15 protein-coding genes and 1 tRNA gene are annotated in these 18,076 nt (G+C 61.4%); 15 read left to right on the top strand and 1 reads right to left on the bottom strand.

Annotation, left to right across the window (positions count from 1 at the left end; genetic code table 11):
• The 11 genes from JNC62_RS20600 to JNC62_RS20650 form a co-directional block, all read left to right on the top strand.
• A partial coding sequence (locus JNC62_RS20600) for an EF-Tu C-terminal domain-related protein (RefSeq protein WP_445482862.1) occupies positions 1-74 on the top strand: 74 nt, incomplete at its 5' end.
• A gap of 831 nt (positions 75-905) precedes the next feature.
• Positions 906-981 (top strand) — tRNA-Trp (locus JNC62_RS20605).
• 188 nt (positions 982-1,169) lie between these two features.
• The gene (gene secE / locus JNC62_RS20610; protein WP_374841317.1) at positions 1,170-1,370 is read left to right on the top strand and encodes a preprotein translocase subunit SecE; all 201 of its coding nucleotides are present in this window, start codon (positions 1,170-1,172) and stop codon (positions 1,368-1,370) included.
• Positions 1,371-1,386: 16 nt separating this feature from the next.
• On the top strand, positions 1,387-1,917 hold the full coding sequence (gene nusG, locus JNC62_RS20615) for a transcription termination/antitermination protein NusG (protein WP_374841318.1): 531 nt from the start codon (positions 1,387-1,389) through the stop codon (positions 1,915-1,917).
• Positions 1,918-2,128: 211 nt separating this feature from the next.
• Positions 2,129-2,557 carry a 50S ribosomal protein L11 gene (gene rplK / locus JNC62_RS20620; protein ID WP_374841320.1) on the top strand — a complete coding sequence of 143 codons (429 nt, stop codon included), beginning with the start codon at positions 2,129-2,131 and terminating at the stop codon, positions 2,555-2,557.
• Positions 2,558-2,561: 4 nt separating this feature from the next.
• Positions 2,562-3,257 (top strand): 50S ribosomal protein L1, encoded by a 696-nt coding sequence (gene rplA / locus JNC62_RS20625; RefSeq protein WP_374841322.1) that lies wholly within the window; start codon positions 2,562-2,564, stop codon positions 3,255-3,257.
• Between the two features lie 342 nt (positions 3,258-3,599).
• Positions 3,600-4,118, top strand: a complete 519-nt coding sequence (gene rplJ, locus JNC62_RS20630; protein WP_310423685.1) for a 50S ribosomal protein L10 — start codon at positions 3,600-3,602, stop codon at positions 4,116-4,118.
• A gap of 60 nt (positions 4,119-4,178) precedes the next feature.
• Entirely contained in the window at positions 4,179-4,556 is a 378-nt protein-coding gene (gene rplL, locus JNC62_RS20635) for a 50S ribosomal protein L7/L12 (protein ID WP_374841324.1), read from the top strand.
• Between the two features lie 251 nt (positions 4,557-4,807).
• Positions 4,808-8,947, top strand: coding sequence for a DNA-directed RNA polymerase subunit beta (gene rpoB / locus JNC62_RS20640; protein WP_374841326.1), 4,140 nt, complete (start codon positions 4,808-4,810; stop codon positions 8,945-8,947).
• Positions 8,948-9,129: 182 nt separating this feature from the next.
• Positions 9,130-13,344 (top strand): DNA-directed RNA polymerase subunit beta', encoded by a 4,215-nt coding sequence (gene rpoC, locus JNC62_RS20645; protein ID WP_374841327.1) that lies wholly within the window; start codon positions 9,130-9,132, stop codon positions 13,342-13,344.
• Between the two features lie 337 nt (positions 13,345-13,681).
• Positions 13,682-13,846: a hypothetical protein gene (locus tag JNC62_RS20650; RefSeq protein ID WP_374841329.1), complete on the top strand. Its 165-nt coding sequence runs from the start codon at positions 13,682-13,684 to the stop codon at positions 13,844-13,846.
• A 120-nt stretch (positions 13,847-13,966) separates the two neighbouring features.
• Here the strand turns inward: JNC62_RS20650 and JNC62_RS20655 are convergent, their stop codons facing one another.
• Entirely contained in the window at positions 13,967-14,260 is a 294-nt protein-coding gene (locus tag JNC62_RS20655; RefSeq protein ID WP_374841330.1) for a transcriptional regulator, read from the bottom strand.
• A 592-nt stretch (positions 14,261-14,852) separates the two neighbouring features.
• Here JNC62_RS20655 and rpsL point away from each other — a divergent pair.
• From rpsL to JNC62_RS20675, 4 genes are all read left to right on the top strand, one after another.
• The gene (gene rpsL, locus JNC62_RS20660) at positions 14,853-15,224 is read left to right on the top strand and encodes a 30S ribosomal protein S12 (protein WP_108001311.1); all 372 of its coding nucleotides are present in this window, start codon (positions 14,853-14,855) and stop codon (positions 15,222-15,224) included.
• Between the two features lie 54 nt (positions 15,225-15,278).
• Positions 15,279-15,749 carry a 30S ribosomal protein S7 gene (rpsG, locus tag JNC62_RS20665; RefSeq protein WP_192244053.1) on the top strand — a complete coding sequence of 157 codons (471 nt, stop codon included), beginning with the start codon at positions 15,279-15,281 and terminating at the stop codon, positions 15,747-15,749.
• 21 nt (positions 15,750-15,770) lie between these two features.
• On the top strand, positions 15,771-17,870 hold the full coding sequence (gene fusA / locus JNC62_RS20670; protein WP_374841332.1) for an elongation factor G: 2,100 nt from the start codon (positions 15,771-15,773) through the stop codon (positions 17,868-17,870).
• Between the two features lie 66 nt (positions 17,871-17,936).
• Positions 17,937-18,076: GTP-binding protein (locus JNC62_RS20675; RefSeq protein ID WP_374841334.1), on the top strand; the 140-nt coding region annotated here is incomplete at its 3' end.

Genomic DNA, 18,076 nt, shown 5'->3' on the forward strand with positions numbered 1-18,076 from the left:
AGCGCCTGCGCTTCGCCATCCGCGAAGGCGGCCGCACCGTCGGCGCCGGCATCGTCGCCTCGATCGTCGAGTAATCGACGGCAAGGCCGAGGGCCGACAGCCTAAGCGAATGTGAAATGAGGGGCCTCGCGGGTGCGAGGCCCCTTTTCGTTTCAAGAGGTTTTGAGCGATGTGAAGCCGGGGGACTGTCGTGCGGTCGCGGCACGTTCCCGGCCGGTTCTCCCGTGGATGCCGGATCGTCCGGACCTGCTCGTCAGCGGCCTCGGCCCGCATGGTATGGCCAGGATGATAAGAGAGCGGGCGTTGGGGGCTACCCTCCAAGGGGTGAGGGCAGTTGACAGGCTGATTCGAGAAAGCGCCCAAGGCCTCTCTCGACCTCATCCAGGCGACGCGGAAATGATGGCGACAAGCATGTCTTGATAGCTGGGGCGCCGCTGGGTCTGTTCCGGCAGCGCTCGAATTGATGCGCGCGGGAGCGGCTTGGCACCGATGCGGGGGGGGCGACTGGATTGCCGCCGACGTTAGGCGGTGGATGGCCGACAGGCGTGCGATGATCGGCGCTTGCGCGGTGGATGGTTAGGAGCGCTGCAGCGGCCTGCCAGTAGCGCGTATATGGCGCGATCGCTGGCGTGCTTCGTCGGGCCATCGTTCCGGCTGCTGACGGTCGACGGCATCCTTGTGTGGGCACGGCGCGAATCGGTCATTTCAGCTCAGCGTGATGCAGCGGATCGAAACCTGCGGACGGCCTGCCGGCTGTGGGGATGGGGGGCGTCGACGCGGTTTGCAGCGCAATTTGGACAAGTCGAAAATCGCACTTGCCATTCCGTCCGTCCCGCCTTAAAGGGGACGCCATGCTTCAAGCAGTGCTCGCGGCCGGCGGCCAAATGCCTGTCTGAAAAGCGTGAAGGGGTATAGCTCAGTTGGTAGAGCGGCGGTCTCCAAAACCGCAGGTCGGGGGTTCGAGCCCCTCTGCCCCTGCCATTCGCATGTCAGCGCAGATTTGTCTGCGGCGGATGCGGACGGCAGAAATGGACGGTCGCGTCCATTTTCGGGAAAAGCGTGTTTACCTCTTGTGAAAAGAAGAATCGCGCTTTATGTAGGGCAAAACAGACACGCGGTGCGTGGGGCTGAGGTTTCGGCTTTACGCGCCGTAATGGCGTGGGCATTCAATGGCATCCAAAACGAATCCGATAGCGTTTCTGCAGCAGGTCCGCTCCGAAGCGTCGAAAGTGACTTGGCCGACGCGGCGCGAGACGATGATCTCCACCGTGATGGTATTCATTATGGTCTTCTTCGCCGCATTGTTCTTTTTTGCTGCGGACCAGCTGATGGGTTGGCTGATCGGCCTGATCCTGCACGTCGGAATGTAATTGGGTGGAGATGAGCATGGCTTCGCGTTGGTACATCGTTCACGCCTATTCGAATTTCGAGAAGAAGGTCGCCGAATCGATCGAAGAGAAGGCTCGCCAGAAAGGGCTTGAGCATCTGTTCGAAAAGATCCTGGTGCCGACCGAAAAGGTCGTGGAAGTGCGCCGTGGCCGCAAGGTCGATGCAGAGCGCAAGTTCTTTCCGGGCTACGTGCTGGTGCGTGCCAACCTGACGGACGAGGCTTACCATCTCATCAAGAATACCCCGAAGGTGACCGGTTTCCTCGGCTCCGACAACAAGCCGATTCCGATTCCGGATCATGAGGCGGAGCGGATCCTCGGGCAGGTGCAGGAGGGTGTCGATCGGCCGAAGCCGTCGATTTCCTTCGAGATCGGCGAGCAGGTTCGCGTTTCCGACGGGCCGTTTGCCTCGTTCAACGGCATCGTCCAGGACGTCGACGAAGAGCGCTCGCGCCTGAAAGTCGAGGTTTCGATTTTCGGCCGCGCAACACCGGTCGAGCTGGAATACGCCCAGGTCGAGAAAATCTGATTGCCGGCGCCGCCGGAGCTTGGCCCCGTTGCGGCGCGGTTGGAGTTCCGGTTCTCCAGAGCCGGCGCGCGGGAGTTCCCGCAACCGCGTGGAAGGGAGGGTGCCTAAAAGCCGGGCGCCACGTTCCGCACCACGCAACCGCAGCCGCCGCCCGCTTTTTGGGTGGCATGAATGACCGGGCAACCGGTCGCGTACAGAAAGGCAGAGAGAAATGGCTAAGAAAGTTGCAGGCCAGCTCAAGCTGCAGGTCTCGGCAGGTTCGGCAAACCCGTCCCCGCCGATCGGCCCTGCGCTTGGTCAGCGTGGCATTAACATCATGGAATTCTGCAAGGCGTTCAATGCCGCCACGCAGGAGATGGAAAAGGGTATGCCGATTCCGGTCGTCATCACCTATTACCAGGACAAGTCTTTCACTTTTGTGATGAAGCAGCCGCCGGTGACTTATTTCCTCAAGAAGGAAGCAGGTCTGAAGTCGGGTTCCAAGACCCCGGGCAAGGCGAAGGCCGGCACGATCACCGAGGCTCAGATCCGCAAGATCGCCGAGGCCAAGATGAAGGACCTGAATGCTGCCGACGTAGAAGGCGCAATGGCGATGGTGGCGGGTTCGGCTCGCTCCATGGGCCTGGAAGTGGTGGGCTGAGACCATGGCGAAGATTGCAAAGCGTATTCAGAAGATCCGTGAAGGGATCGATCCGACCAAGCTCGTCGCGCTCGGCGACGCAATCGCTCTGGTGAAGGAGCGGGCGACGGCGAAGTTCGACGAAACCGTCGAAATCGCCATGAACCTCGGCGTCGATCCGCGCCACGCCGACCAGATGGTCCGTGGCGTCGTCAACCTGCCCAACGGCACCGGCCGCACCGTTCGTGTCGCCGTTTTCGCCCGTGGCGCCAAGGCCGACGAAGCCAAGGCCGCCGGTGCAGACATCGTTGGTGCGGAAGACCTGCTGGAGATCGTCCAGGGCGGCAAGATCGATTTCGATCGCTGCATTGCGACCCCGGACATGATGCCGCTCGTCGGTCGCCTCGGTAAGGTTCTCGGCCCGCGTGGCATGATGCCGAACCCGAAGGTTGGCACGGTCACGATGGACGTCACCGGCGCTGTCAAGGCGTCCAAGGGCGGCGCAGTCGAGTTCCGCGTCGAGAAGGCCGGCATCATTCACGCCGGTATCGGCAAGGCCTCCTTCGATGCCAAGGCGCTCGAAGAGAACATCAAGGCCTTTGCGGACGCGGTCATCAAGGCAAAGCCGGCCGGTGCCAAGGGCAACTACGTCAAGCGCGTAGCGATCTCCTCGACCATGGGCCCGGGCGTCAAGATCGATCCGTCGACCGTTACGGCCTAAGGATTTTCGCCGGGCCTCGGCCTGGCGGTAGCAAGAATTCCCGGTCATGTCTGGCCGGGAATTTCCGGGGAAACCCGGAACTCCTGTCCGAGATTGCAGGTGGTTGGCCCTTAATCACTTTGCCTGCATGAGACGGGTAAGACCTGGATTTCGACTACGCAGCGATGCGCGGAAAAGATTCGGTTCGAACCTACCTTGCCTTGTGCCCCGGCCGAATGGTCGAGCGCGAGGGGACAGGATCCTCGAGCGTCGCTCGGGATCTTCGACAAGAGGATCCCTGGCGGCAAAGGCAAACCCGATGGGGACTGCGGCACTCGTAGCCCCATCAACTGGAGATAGGCAGTGGAAAGAGCGGAAAAACGCGAATTCGTCACGGAGCTGAACGAAGTCTTCAAGGCTTCCGGTTCGGTTGTCGTGGCCCGCTATGCCGGTATCACCGTTGCACAGATGAACGATCTTCGTTCGAAGATGCGTGCAGCGGGCGGAACCGTCAAAGTCGCGAAGAACCGCCTGGCCAAGATTGCCCTTCAGGGTACGGAGTCGGAGGGGATCACCGATCTCTTCCAGGGTCAGACGCTCATTGCGTATGCAAATGATCCGATGACCGCTCCGAAGGTTGCCATGGATTTCGCCAAGACCAACGACAAGCTCGTTGTTCTCGGTGGCGCCATGGGTGCGACCACGCTCGACGCCGATGCAGTCAAGTCGCTTGCGACCCTGCCGTCGTTGGACGAGCTGCGTGCGAAGCTGCTGGGCCTGCTGAATGCCCCGGCAACGCGCGTTGCCACGGTCGTTGCAGCACCGGCAAGCCAGCTTGCTCGCGTGTTCGCCGCCTACGCCAAGAAGGACGAAGCCGCTTGAGGCGGTTTTTCGCTGTAAATCAAACAACCCAGTTCGAACCGAATAAAAGGAACTATCACAATGGCTGATCTCGCAAAGATCGTTGAAGACCTCTCCTCGCTGACCGTCCTGGAAGCCGCTGAGCTTTCCAAGATGCTCGAAGAAAAGTGGGGCGTTTCGGCTGCTGCTCCGGTAGCCGTTGCTGCTGTTGGCGGCGGTGCTGCTCCGGCTGCTGCCGAAGAAGAAAAGACCGAGTTCGACGTCATCCTCACCGATGCCGGCGCGAACAAGATCAACGTCATCAAGGAAGTCCGCGCCATCACCGGCCTCGGCCTCAAGGAAGCCAAGGACCTCGTCGAAGGCGCTCCGAAGCCGGTCAAGGAAGCCGTTTCCAAGGCTGAAGCCGCTGACCTCAAGAAGAAGCTTGAAGAAGCCGGCGCCAAGGTCGACGTCAAGTAATATCGGAATGTGCCGGGGAAGGGTCTCCTTCCCCGGTCATTTCCCCGAACTGATTACCCAAGATCCGTCGAAAACGGATCTTGGGTAATGGGTTCTCAAGAGGATGGTCCCGAACCGAACCGCTCCAGGCAATCCGGCCGGTGTGTTCGCGAGGCGGGACGAGGTTGAGAATACCCATTGATCGACGGGATCGACTGGCCAGCGAACCCCGTCCGTTGCAGGCCCGGATGCACAAAATTGAAGGAGCGACGATGGCTCAGACCCTTTCGTTTAACGGTCGTAGGCGCGTACGCAAGTTTTTTGGAAAAATTCCCGAAGTAGCAGAGATGCCGAACCTCATCGAGGTTCAAAAGGCGTCGTATGATCAGTTTCTGATGGTCGAGGAGCCCGCGGGCGGCCGCCCGGACGAGGGCCTTCAGTCCGTCTTCAAGTCGGTTTTCCCGATCACGGATTTCTCCGGCGCGTCGATGCTGGAGTTCGTTTCCTATGAGTTCGAGCCGCCGAAGTTCGACGTGGAAGAATGCCGTCAGCGCGACCTGACCTATGCCGCGCCGCTCAAGGTGACGCTGCGCCTCATCGTGTTCGATATCGACGAGGATACCGGCGCCAAGTCTATCAAGGACATCAAGGAACAGAACGTCTACATGGGCGACATGCCGCTCATGACGGACAACGGTACCTTCATCGTCAACGGCACCGAGCGCGTCATCGTCTCGCAGATGCACCGTTCGCCGGGCGTCTTCTTCGATCACGACAAGGGCAAGAGCCACTCCTCCGGCAAGCTGCTGTTTGCTGCGCGCGTCATTCCCTATCGCGGCTCCTGGCTCGACATCGAGTTCGACGCCAAGGACATCGTCCATGCCCGCATCGACCGTCGCCGCAAGATCCCGGTGACCTCGCTGCTGATGGCGCTTGGCATGGACGGCGAGGAAATCCTGTCGACCTTTTACACCAAGTCGCTCTACCAGCGCGACGGCGAAGGCTGGCGCGTGCCGTTCCATCCGGAAGCCTTGAGGGGCCAGAAGGCCGTTGCCGACATGATCGACGCCGACACCGGCGAAGTTGTGGTCGAGTCCGGCAAGAAGCTGACGCCGCGCCTGCTCAAGCAACTGACCGAGAAGGGGTTGAAGGCGCTGAAGGCGACCGATGACGATCTGTACGGCAACTATCTGGCCGAAGACGTCGTCAACTACTCCACCGGTGAAATCTATCTGGAAGCCGGCGACGAAATCGACGAGAAGACCCTTCCGGTGATCCTGTCGGCGGGCTTCGACGAGATTCCCGTCCTCGACATCGACCACATCAACGTCGGCGCCTACATTCGCAACACGCTTGCCGCGGACAAGAACGAGAACCGTCAGGACGCGCTGTTCGACATCTACCGCGTCATGCGTCCGGGCGAGCCGCCGACGATGGATTCGGCCGAGGCGATGTTCCAGTCGCTGTTCTTCGATCCCGAGCGCTATGACCTGTCCGCCGTCGGTCGCGTGAAGATGAACATGCGTCTCGACCTCGACGTTGCCGACACCGTGCGCGTGCTGCGCAAGGAAGACATCCTGGCGGTCGTGAAGATGCTGGTCGACCTGCGCGACGGCAAGGGCGAGATCGACGACATCGACAACCTCGGCAACCGCCGCGTCCGTTCGGTCGGCGAGCTGATGGAGAACCAGTACCGTCTCGGACTGCTGCGCATGGAGCGCGCGATCAAGGAGCGCATGTCGTCGATCGAGATCGACACCGTCATGCCGCAGGACCTGATCAACGCCAAGCCGGCCGCGGCTGCGGTTCGCGAATTCTTCGGCTCCTCGCAGCTGTCGCAGTTCATGGACCAGGTGAACCCGCTGTCCGAGATCACCCACAAGCGCCGCCTCTCGGCCCTTGGCCCGGGCGGCCTGACCCGCGAACGCGCCGGCTTTGAGGTCCGCGACGTTCACCCGACGCACTACGGCCGCATCTGCCCGATCGAGACGCCGGAAGGCCCGAACATCGGTCTGATCAACTCGCTGGCGACCTTCGCGCGCGTCAACAAGTATGGCTTCATCGAAAGCCCGTACCGCAAGATCGTCGACGGCAAGGTGACGACTGAGGTGGTCTACCTGTCGGCAATGGAAGAGGCGAAATACCACGTCGCCCAGGCGAACTCGATCCTGAGCGCCGATGGCGGGTTCGAGGAAGAGTTCGTCGTCTGCCGTCACGCCGGCGAAGTCATGCTGGCGCCGCGCGAACAGATCAACCTGATGGACGTTTCGCCGAAGCAGCTCGTTTCCGTCGCGGCCGCGCTCATTCCGTTCCTCGAGAACGATGACGCCAACCGCGCGCTGATGGGCTCGAACATGCAGCGTCAGGCCGTGCCGCTCCTGCGGGCGGAAGCGCCGTTTGTCGGCACCGGCATGGAGCCGGTCGTCGCCCGTGACTCGGGTGCTGCAATTGCGGCCCGCCGCGGCGGCGTCGTCGACCAGGTGGATGCGACACGTATCGTTATCCGCGCCACCGAAGACCTCGATCCGGGCAAGTCGGGCGTCGATATCTACCGGCTGCAGAAGTTCCAGCGCTCCAACCAGAACACCTGCGTCAACCAGCGCCCGCTGGTCACCGTCGGCGACGTTCTGAACAAGGGCGACATCATTGCCGACGGTCCGTCGACCGACCTCGGCGACCTGGCGCTCGGCCGCAACGCGCTCGTCGCGTTCATGCCGTGGAACGGCTACAACTACGAAGACTCGATCCTGCTCTCCGAGCGCATCGTGTCCGACGACGTGTTCACCTCCATCCACATCGAGGAATTCGAGGTGATGGCGCGCGACACCAAGCTCGGTCCGGAAGAAATCACCCGCGACATTCCGAACGTTTCGGAAGAAGCGCTGAAGAATCTGGACGAGGCCGGCATCGTCTACATCGGCGCCGAGGTTCAGCCGGGCGACATCCTCGTCGGCAAGATCACGCCGAAGGGCGAGAGCCCGATGACGCCGGAGGAAAAGCTCTTGCGCGCCATCTTCGGCGAGAAGGCGTCCGACGTTCGCGATACGTCGATGCGCATGCCGCCGGGCACCTTCGGCACCGTCGTCGAAGTGCGCGTCTTCAACCGCCACGGCGTGGAGAAGGACGAGCGCGCGATGGCGATCGAGCGCGAGGAAATCGAGCGTCTCGCCAAGGACCGTGACGACGAGCAGGCGATCCTGGACCGTAACGTCTACGGCCGATTGATCGACATGTTGCGCGGCCACGTTGCGGTTGCCGGTCCGAAGGGCTTCAAGAAGGGCACCGAGCTCTCCAACGCCGTCATCTCCGAATATCCCCGCTCGCAGTGGTGGATGTTCGCCGTGGAGGACGAGAAGGTCCAGGGCGAGATCGAGGCGCTTCGCGGCCAGTATGACGAATCCAAGTCGCGCCTTGAGCAGCGCTTCATGGACAAGGTCGAGAAGGTCCAGCGCGGCGACGAAATGCCTCCGGGCGTGATGAAGATGGTCAAGGTCTTCGTCGCGGTGAAGCGCAAGATCCAGCCGGGCGACAAGATGGCCGGCCGTCACGGCAACAAGGGCGTCGTCTCGCGCATCGTTCCGGTCGAGGACATGCCGTTCCTCGAGGACGGCACGCATGTGGACATCGTGCTGAATCCGCTGGGCGTGCCCTCGCGCATGAACGTCGGCCAGATCCTGGAGACGCATCTGGGCTGGGCTTGCGCCGGCATGGGCAAGAAGATCGGCGACATGCTGGACGCCTACAAGGCGGGCGGCGAAATCCAGCCGCTGCGCGACACCATCGACAGCGTCATCGGTTCCGGCCCGAAGGGCGAGCCGATCAAGCAGTATGACGACGAGTCGATTGTTCGGCTTGCCGAGCAGACCCGCCGTGGCGTGTCGATCGCGACTCCGGTCTTCGACGGAGCCGTCGAGAAGGACGTCAACGAGATGCTCGCACAGGCCGGACTCAACGTCACCGGCCAGTCGACGCTCTATGACGGCCGGACCGGCGACCAGTTCGACCGCCAGGTCACCGTCGGCTACATCTACATGCTGAAGCTGAACCACCTTGTGGACGACAAGATCCACGCCCGTTCGATCGGCCCGTACTCGCTCGTGACCCAGCAGCCGCTGGGCGGCAAGGCGCAGTTCGGCGGTCAGCGCTTCGGGGAAATGGAGGTCTGGGCCCTCGAAGCCTACGGCGCCGCCTACACCCTGCAGGAGATGCTGACGGTGAAGTCGGACGACGTGGCGGGCCGTACCAAGGTCTACGAGGCGATCGTACGTGGCGACGACACCTTCGAGGCAGGCATTCCGGAGAGCTTCAACGTTCTCGTCAAGGAAATGCGCTCGCTGGGTCTGTCGGTCGAGCTGGAGAACTCGAAGGTCGAGCAGACCGCCGAGGCGCAGCTTCCGGACGCAGCCGAGTAAAGCTCAAGGGGTGCGCGCTGCCTCGCGGCGCGCACCATTCCCCGCTCCCGGCCAATGGCGGGAAGGGGGCCGGTCGCTCCTCGAAAGGGCGGCATTATCCGTTTCAAGCGGCAATGTGGCACCCGGGTATCGCCGCATTTGCCCGCTAAGTTGAGGGCCTCAGGCCCGATAAGGAGACAGGCATGAACCAAGAGGTCATGAATCTTTTCAATCCGCAGGTGCCTGCACAGACCTTCGATTCCATCCGGATCTCGATTGCGTCCCCGGAGAAGATTCTTTCCTGGTCTTATGGCGAGATCAAGAAGCCGGAGACGATCAACTACCGCACGTTCAAGCCGGAACGCGACGGTCTCTTCTGCGCGCGCATTTTCGGGCCGATCAAGGACTACGAGTGCCTGTGCGGCAAGTACAAGCGCATGAAGTACAAGGGCATCATCTGCGAGAAGTGCGGCGTCGAAGTGACTTTGTCGCGCGTTCGCCGCGAGCGCATGGGCCATATCGAGCTCGCAGCGCCGGTTGCCCACATCTGGTTCCTGAAGTCGCTGCCCTCGCGCATCGCGACGCTTCTCGATATGACGCTGAAGGATGTCGAACGCGTTCTCTATTTCGAGAACTACATCGTCACCGAGCCGGGCCTGACGGCGCTGAAGGAAAACCAGCTTCTTTCCGAAGAAGAGTACATGATCGCGGTCGATGAATATGGCGAGGACCAGTTCACCGCCATGATCGGCGCCGAGGCGATCTACGAGATGCTCGCTTCGATGAACCTGGAGAAGATCGCGGGCGACCTGCGTTCCGAGCTTGCCGACACCACGTCGGACCTCAAGCAGAAGAAGCTGATGAAGCGCCTGAAGATCGTCGAGAACTTCATCGATTCCGGCAACCGTCCGGAATGGATGATCATGAAGGTCGTGCCGGTGATCCCGCCGGATCTGCGTCCGCTGGTTCCGCTCGATGGTGGCCGCTTCGCGACCTCCGACCTCAACGATCTCTATCGCCGCGTCATCAACCGCAACAATCGTCTGAAGCGGCTGATCGAACTGCGCGCCCCCGGCATCATCATCCGCAACGAAAAGCGCATGCTGCAGGAATCTGTCGACGCGCTGTTCGACAACGGCCGTCGCGGCCGCGTCATCACCGGCGCCAACAAGCGTCCGCTGAAGTCGCTGTCCGACATGCTGAAGGGCAAGCAGGGCCGCTTCCGTCAGAACCTGCTCGGCAAGCGCGTCGACTATTCCGGCCGTTCGGTCATCGTGACCGGTCCGGAACTGAAGCTGCACCAGTGCGGCCTGCCGAAGAAGATGGCGCTGGAGCTGTTCAAGCCGTTCATCTACGCCCGCCTCGACGCGAAGGGTTTCTCCTCGACCGTCAAGCAGGCCAAGAAGCTGGTCGAGAAGGAAAAGCCGGAAGTCTGGGATATCCTCGACGAGGTCATCCGCGAGCATCCGGTTCTCTTGAACCGCGCGCCGACGCTGCACCGCCTGGGCATCCAGGCCTTCGAACCGATCCTGGTCGAGGGCAAGGCGATCCAACTGCACCCGCTCGTCTGCACAGCCTTCAACGCCGACTTCGACGGCGACCAGATGGCCGTTCACGTGCCGCTGTCGCTCGAAGCGCAGCTCGAAGCCCGCGTTCTGATGATGTCGACCAACAACATCCTGCACCCGGCCAACGGTGCACCGATCATCGTGCCCTCGCAGGACATGGTTCTCGGCCTCTACTACCTGTCGATCATGAACCAGAACGAGCCGGGCGAAGGCATGGCCTTCTCCGATCTCGGCGAACTGCAGCACGCGCTTGAAACCAAGTCCGTGACCCTGCACTCCAAGATCAAGGGCCGCTACAAGACCGTCGACGCCGAGGGCAACCCGGTCTCGAAGATCTACGAGACGACCCCTGGCCGCCTGATGATCGGCGAACTTCTGCCGAAGAACGCCAACGTGCCGTTCGACATCTGCAACCAGGAAATGACCAAGAAGAACATCTCGAAGATGATCGACACGGTCTACCGTCACTGCGGCCAGAAGGACACGGTCATCTTCTGCGACCGGATCATGCAGCTCGGCTTCACGCACGCGTGCAAGGCCGGCATTTCGTTCGGCAAGGACGACATGGTGATACCGGACACGAAGGTGAAGATCGTCGGCGACACCGAAGCGCTCGTGAAGGAATACGAGCAGCAGTACAACGACGGCCTGATCACCCAGGGCGAGAAGTACAACAAGGTTGTCGACGCCTGGGGCAAGGCCACCGAGAAGGTCGCCGAAGAAATGATGGCCCGCATCAAGGCCGTCGAATTCGATCCCGAGACCGGTCGCCAGAAGCCGATGAACTCGATCTACATGATGTCGCACTCGGGTGCTCGTGGTTCGCCGAACCAGATGCGCCAGTTGGGCGGCATGCGCGGCCTGATGGCCAAGCCGTCGGGTGAAATCATCGAGACGCCGATCATCTCGAACTTCAAGGAAGGCCTGACCGTGAACGAGTACTTCAACTCGACGCACGGTGCCCGTAAGGGTCTGGCAGATACCGCCTTGAAGACCGCGAACTCCGGTTACCTGACCCGCCGTCTCGTCGACGTCGCGCAGGATTGCATCGTCAACTCCGTCGATTGCGGCACCGACAAGGGCCTGACCATGACGGCGATCGTCGATGCCGGCCAGGTGGTGGCCTCGCTCGGCCAGCGCATCCTCGGCCGTACGGCGCTCGACGACATCGATCATCCGGTCACTGGCGCTCGCATCGTCGATGCCGGCAAGATGATCCTCGAGCCCGACGTCATCGAGATCGAGAAGGCCGGTATCCAGTCGATCCGTATCCGTTCGGCGCTGACCTGCGAAATCCAGACGGGCGTTTGCGGCGTCTGCTACGGCCGCGACCTGGCCCGCGGGACGCCGGTCAACATGGGCGAAGCGGTCGGCGTCATTGCCGCGCAGTCGATCGGTGAGCCGGGCACCCAGCTGACGATGCGTACGTTCCACCTTGGCGGCACCGCCACCGTGGTCGACCAGTCGTTCCTGGAAGCCTCCTACGAGGGCACGGTGCAGATCAAGAACCGCAACATGCTGCGCAACTCCGACGGCGCTCTCGTCGCCATGGGCCGCAACATGGCGATCCAGATCCTGGACGAGCGTGGCGTGGAGCGTTCCTCGCAGCGCGTTGCCTACGGTTCGAAGATCTTCGTCGACGACGGCGACAAGGTGAAGCGCGGCCAGCGTCTCGCCGAGTGGGACCCCTACACCCGTCCGATGATGACGGAAGTGGAGGGTACCGTTCACTTCGAGGACGTGGTCGACGGCATCTCCGTTCTGGAAGCGACCGACGAGTCGACCGGCATCACCAAGCGTCAGGTTATCGACTGGCGTTCGACACCGCGTGGATCCGACCTGAAGCCGGCGATCATCATCAAGGACAAGAACGGCGCCGTTGCCAAGCTTGCCCGCGGTGGTGAAGCCCGCTTCATGCTCTCGGTCGACGCGATCCTCTCGGTCGAGCCCGGACAGAAGGTCAGCCAGGGCGACGTGCTTGCCCGTTCGCCGCTGGAAAGCGCCAAGACCAAGGACATCACCGGTGGTCTGCCGCGCGTTGCCGAACTGTTCGAGGCTCGCCGTCCGAAGGACCACGCCATCATCGCCGAGATCGATGGTACGGTCCGTTTCGGCCGCGACTACAAGAACAAGCGGCGCATCACGATCGAGCCGGCGGAAGACGGCGTCGAGCCTGTCGAGTACCTGATCCCGAAGGGCAAGCCCTTCCATCTTCAGGACGGCGACTATATCGAAAAGGGTGACTATATCCTCGACGGCAACCCGGCGCCGCACGACATCCTGGCGATCAAGGGCGTCGAAGCGCTTGCTTCGTACCTCGTCAACGAAATCCAGGAAGTCTACCGGTTGCAGGGCGTTCTGATCAACGACAAGCACATCGAGGTGATCGTTCGCCAGATGCTGCAGAAGGTTGAGATCACCGATGCGGGCGACAGCACCTACATCGTCGGTGACAACGTCGATCGGATCGAGCTGGAAGACGTCAACGACCGCCTGATCGAGGAAGGCAAGAAGCCGGCCTTCGGCGAACCGGTCCTGCTCGGCATCACCAAGGCGTCGCTGCAGACCCCGTCCTTCATCTCCGCCGCATCCTTCCAGGAAACGACGAAGGTGCTGACGGAAGCCGCGATCGCAGGCAAGACGGATGGCCTGCAGGGTCTGAAGGAGAACGTCATTGTCGGCCGCCTGATCCCGGCCGGTACGGGCGGAACCATGACCCAGATCCGCCGTATTGCGACGGCGCGCGACGAGATGATCCTCGACGAACGCCGGAAGTCGACGGGGGCGGCGGTTGCCACCCCGATGCTTGCGGACTTGGCCGAAGAGGTCAGCGTCCCGGCCGGCGAGTAAGCTGGCAGTCGTGTCGCGCCTGGCGCGGCGACAAATACAGAACGCCCGGAGAGATCCGGGCGTTTTTTTTGAGGATGACATGGGTCGATTCCGCGGGCATCCTTTCAGCGCCGGGCGCGCCATGGCCGTCCCGCAAATGCTGCGGCGAGATTGCGTCACTCATAAAAAAATTGCGAGCCTAACCCAAATGGGGGTGGTCGGCGCAATTCTTTGCACGCAAAAGTTACACTGCAACATACATCCAGAGGGGAATTCGATGGCAGATGAAGTAGAATGCATATCGCACCCTGCTGAATCGCATTTGGGTGCCGTCAATGGAAGCTTGCCGAAACTGATCGTGAAATCCGCGACAACGGCAGTCTATCGGGACGCCCGCGGTGGAGAAATCCTCCTGAGGGGGAGGGGTTTCCAATACGAGGGTGATGTCGCCGTCGGCGGGACCGTTACCGGTGCCACCTTCAGCGACGGAGCAGGAGCCGTCTACCTCGCCTGGGAGGTCTAGGCTCCCGAGCACTTCGCCGATCGACGCAGAACGGGAACGCGCTTGGGGCCTGTGGAGATCGGCGGAGTCTTGCTTGAACGAACAACTCACGCATCAGCGGGTCAAGGGACCCGCCGGCGCTCACGCAAAGCGAATGATCGCAACCTCACCTTCAAGCGCCCCGTGATAGGCGGAAGCGTGCGGTTCGTCTTCGGGCGCGCCGGACAAGGTGCCGATCTGATCGAGGTCGGCTTCGAGGAAGCCTTCCTCCGCCAGCGCATTGAGCGCCTCGCGCACCGCACTGTCATCGTCCGGAGCCCGCAGCATGACGTGGATGTCGATGCCTTCCTCGTCGCCATCGCGCTCATAGGCCTTGCCGATGATGATGAACACCATTGCGTCCTCGGTATTGTCGTTGTCGGGTGAGATGGCCATGGTGCTGTCCTTCGGAATGCTGCGAGCGTGCAAGAGGCGTCCTGCATACGCCGATTGCCGACAAATGAAAAGTGACGACAATCGTGGTCCGGTAAGCCGTCTCGGCTGTCAGCGTGGGCGCCGGTTGGCTTGGCTGAGATCGGCATTGATTCCTTCTTCATGATTCTTTAAGAATGGCTGTGCAAGAGGCTTCGCTCCAAGCCGGATAACGGTTTCTAGAGCAAGCGTCGGGTATCGACGCGAAAACCCCGCTTTTCAGGGCTTTTGATGTCCTGCGCGAAAGAATATTTCCCGGCTCCCCTTGACGCCAGGGGTATAAGTCAGTAGATGGCACGCGCATCGGAGCCCATGTGAGGCTGGCTGGTTCAGTTCGACTCGTTCTGAAGTTCGACTCAAACAAGGCTCCAACGCACGTTGAAGACATGACTGCTGTGCGCATGACGCGGGAATATCGCGTCCTCTGCCTTTGGGGGCCATCTGCGATAAGCGGATCGGTCCTGTTTTGTGCATGAACGCAAGCGTGTGGCAGTCGCCGGAAACGGTACATTTCCGCCCGGAAGGGTAACGAGACAAAATTGCAAGGGATGGTTATATGCCTACCGTACAACAGCTGATCCGTAAGCCGCGTCAGGCACAGGTAAAGCGCAACAAGGTTCCCGCTCTTCAGGAGAACCCGCAGAAGCGCGGCGTATGCACCCGCGTCTACACGACCACGCCGAAGAAGCCGAACTCGGCTCTGCGTAAGGTCGCCAAGATCCGCCTGACCAATGGCTTCGAGGTGATCGGCTACATCCCGGGGGAGGGTCACAACCTTCAGGAGCACTCCGTCGTCATGATCCGCGGCGGCCGCGTGAAGGACCTTCCGGGTGTGCGTTATCACATCATCCGCGGCGTTCTCGACACCCAGGGTGTGAAGAACCGCAAGCAGCGTCGCTCCAAGTACGGCGCGAAGCGTCCGAAGTAACCAGTCACCGGCGCCATTTCGCTGGAACCCAATCTAAGTTGAAAGACGAAAAGTATGTCCCGTCGCCATAAAGCAGAAAAGCGCGAGATCAACCCGGACCCGAAGTTCGGCGACCTCGTAGTCACCAAGTTCATGAACGCCATCATGCTGGACGGCAAGAAGTCCGTCGCCGAAACGATCGTTTACGGCGCCTTCGACGTTGTCCAGGGCAAGTCCAAGCAGGATCCGGTGACGGTTTTCCATTCTGCTCTCGACAACGTCGCGCCGCACGTCGAAGTGCGCTCGCGTCGCGTCGGTGGCGCGACCTACCAGGTTCCGGTCGACGTTCGTCCGGAGCGCCGTCAGGCCCTCGCAATCCGTTGGCTGATCGCCGCGGCGCGCAAGCGGAATGAAACCACCATGGTCGAGCGCCTCTCGGGCGAACTCATGGATGCGGCGAACAACCGCGGCAGCGCCGTCAAGAAGCGCGAAGACACGCACAAGATGGCAGACGCCAACCGCGCGTTCTCGCACTACCGCTGGTAATCTCGAAAAAGGCAGTTCCTTATGGCACGCGAATACAAGATCGAAGACTACCGTAACTTCGGTATCATGGCGCACATCGACGCCGGCAAGACCACCACGACCGAGCGCATCCTCTACTACACCGGCAAGTCGCACAAGATGGGCGAGACCCACGACGGCGCCTCGACGATGGACTGGATGGAGCAGGAGCAGGAGCGCGGCATCACCATCACGTCCGCCGCCACCACGACCTTCTGGAAGGGCCGTGACGGCAAGATGCGCCGCTTCAACATCATCGACACCCCCGGCCACGTCGACTTCACCATTGAAGTCGAGCGTTCGCTGCGCGTGCTCGACGGCGCGGTTGCGCTGCTCGATTCCAACGCCGGTGTCGAGCCGCAGACGGAGACCGTCTGGCGCCAGGCCGAGAAGTATCATGTTCCGCGCATGATCTTCTGCAACAAGATGGACAAGACGGGCGCTGATTTCTATCGCTGCCTGAGCATGATCAAGTCTCGCCTGGGTGCGATCCCGGTTGCCATGCAGCTGCCGATCGGCGCCGAGAGCGAGTTCCAGGGCGTCGTCGACCTGATCGAGATGAACGCCCTCGTCTGGCGCGACGAAGCGCTTGGCGCGCAGTGGGACGTTGTCGAGATCCCGGAAGACATGCGGGCCCAGGCTGAAGAATATCGCGAAAAGCTGATCGAGACTGTTGTCGAGATCGACGAAGCCGCGATGGAAGCCTATCTCGAAGGCCAGATGCCGGACAACGACAAGATCCGCGAACTCGTTCGCCGCGGCACCATCGACGTCAAGTTCCATCCGGTCTTCTGCGGAACGGCCTTCAAGAACAAGGGCGTTCAGCCGCTGCTCGACGCCGTCGTCGACTACCTGCCGTCGCCGGTCGACATTCCGGCCATCAAGGGCATCGACTTCAAGACGGAAGCTGAAATCGAGCGTCATTCCGATGACAACGAGCCGCTGTCGATGCTGGCGTTCAAGATCATGAACGACCCCTTCGTTGGTTCGCTCACCTTCTGCCGCATCTACTCGGGCAAGCTCGAAAAGGGTGCCTCGGTGATGAACACGGTCAAGGACAAGCGCGAGCGCGTCGGCCGTATGCTGCAGATGCACTCCAACTCGCGTGAAGACATCGAAGAAGCCTTCGCAGGCGACATCGTTGCTCTGGCCGGACTGAAGGAAACCACGACCGGTGACACGCTCTGCGACCCGCTGAAGCCGGTCATCCTTGAGCGCATGGAATTCCCCGAGCCGGTCATCCAGATCGCGATCGAGCCGAAGTCCAAGGGCGACCAGGAAAAGATGGGCCTCGCGCTCAACCGTCTGGCTGCCGAAGACCCGTCCTTCCGCGTCAAGACCGACCAGGAATCCGGCCAGACGATCATCGCCGGCATGGGTGAACTTCACCTCGACATCCTCGTCGACCGCATGCGTCGCGAGTTCAAGGTCGAAGCGAACGTCGGCGCGCCGCAGGTTGCCTACCGCGAAACGATCACCAAGGCCTGCGAGGAGGACTACACGCACAAGAAGCAGACCGGTGGTACCGGCCAGTTCGCCCGCGTCAAGATCGTCTTCGAACCGAATCCGGAAGGCGAAGATTTCAAGTTCGAGTCCAAGATCGTTGGCGGTGCGGTTCCGAAGGAATACATCCCCGGCGTCCAGAAGGGCATCGAAAGCGTTCTGACGTCTGGTCCGCTTGCCGGCTTCCCGATGCTCGGCGTCAAGGCGACCCTGATCGACGGTGCGTTCCACGATGTCGACTCCTCGGTTCTCGCCTTCGAAATCGCCTCGCGGGCTTGCTTCCGCGAGGCGGCAAAGAAGGCCGGTGCTCAGCTCCTCGAGCCGATGATGAAGGTCGAGGTCGTGACTCCGGAAGATTACGTCGGTGACGTGATCGGTGACCTCAACTCGCGTCGTGGTCAGATCCAGGGTCAGGAAGCGCGTGGCGTGGCGGTTGTCATCAACGCCCACGTGCCGCTGGCAAACATGTTCAAGTACGTCGACAACCTGCGCTCGATGTCCCAGGGCCGCGCGCAGTACACCATGACGTTCGATCACTATGCGCCGGTTCCGTCGAACGTGGCGCAGGAAATCCAGGCGAAGTATTCCGGTCAGAAGTGACCGGAACACCCATCCGAAACGATTTGAACTATTCCCCCTCCAGGGGACAGATATGGAGAGCCGGAAATGGCAAAAGGTAAGTTTGAGCGCACCAAGCCTCACGTAAACATCGGCACGATCGGCCACGTTGACCACGGCAAGACGTCGACGACGGCGGCGATCACGAAGTTCTTCGGCGAGTTCAAGGCGTATGACCAGATCGACGC

Origin of the sequence: Mycoplana ramosa (assembly GCF_041930185.1) — a bacterium.
Taxonomy (GTDB): domain Bacteria; phylum Pseudomonadota; class Alphaproteobacteria; order Rhizobiales; family Rhizobiaceae; genus Mycoplana; species Mycoplana ramosa.

Coding starts and splice junctions, on each gene's coding strand:
- rpoB (WP_374841326.1), top strand. CDS start 4,808: ATGGCTCAGACCCTTTCGTTTAACGGTCGTAGGCGCGTACGCAAGTTT.
- rplK (WP_374841320.1), top strand. CDS start 2,129: ATGGCTAAGAAAGTTGCAGGCCAGCTCAAGCTGCAGGTCTCGGCAGGT.
- rplL (WP_374841324.1), top strand. CDS start 4,179: ATGGCTGATCTCGCAAAGATCGTTGAAGACCTCTCCTCGCTGACCGTC.
- secE (WP_374841317.1), top strand. CDS start 1,170: ATGGCATCCAAAACGAATCCGATAGCGTTTCTGCAGCAGGTCCGCTCC.
- rpoC (WP_374841327.1), top strand. CDS start 9,130: ATGAACCAAGAGGTCATGAATCTTTTCAATCCGCAGGTGCCTGCACAG.
- rpsL (WP_108001311.1), top strand. CDS start 14,853: ATGCCTACCGTACAACAGCTGATCCGTAAGCCGCGTCAGGCACAGGTA.
- rplA (WP_374841322.1), top strand. CDS start 2,562: ATGGCGAAGATTGCAAAGCGTATTCAGAAGATCCGTGAAGGGATCGAT.
- fusA (WP_374841332.1), top strand. CDS start 15,771: ATGGCACGCGAATACAAGATCGAAGACTACCGTAACTTCGGTATCATG.
- nusG (WP_374841318.1), top strand. CDS start 1,387: ATGGCTTCGCGTTGGTACATCGTTCACGCCTATTCGAATTTCGAGAAG.
- JNC62_RS20655 (WP_374841330.1), bottom strand. CDS start 14,260: ATGGCCATCTCACCCGACAACGACAATACCGAGGACGCAATGGTGTTC.
- rpsG (WP_192244053.1), top strand. CDS start 15,279: ATGTCCCGTCGCCATAAAGCAGAAAAGCGCGAGATCAACCCGGACCCG.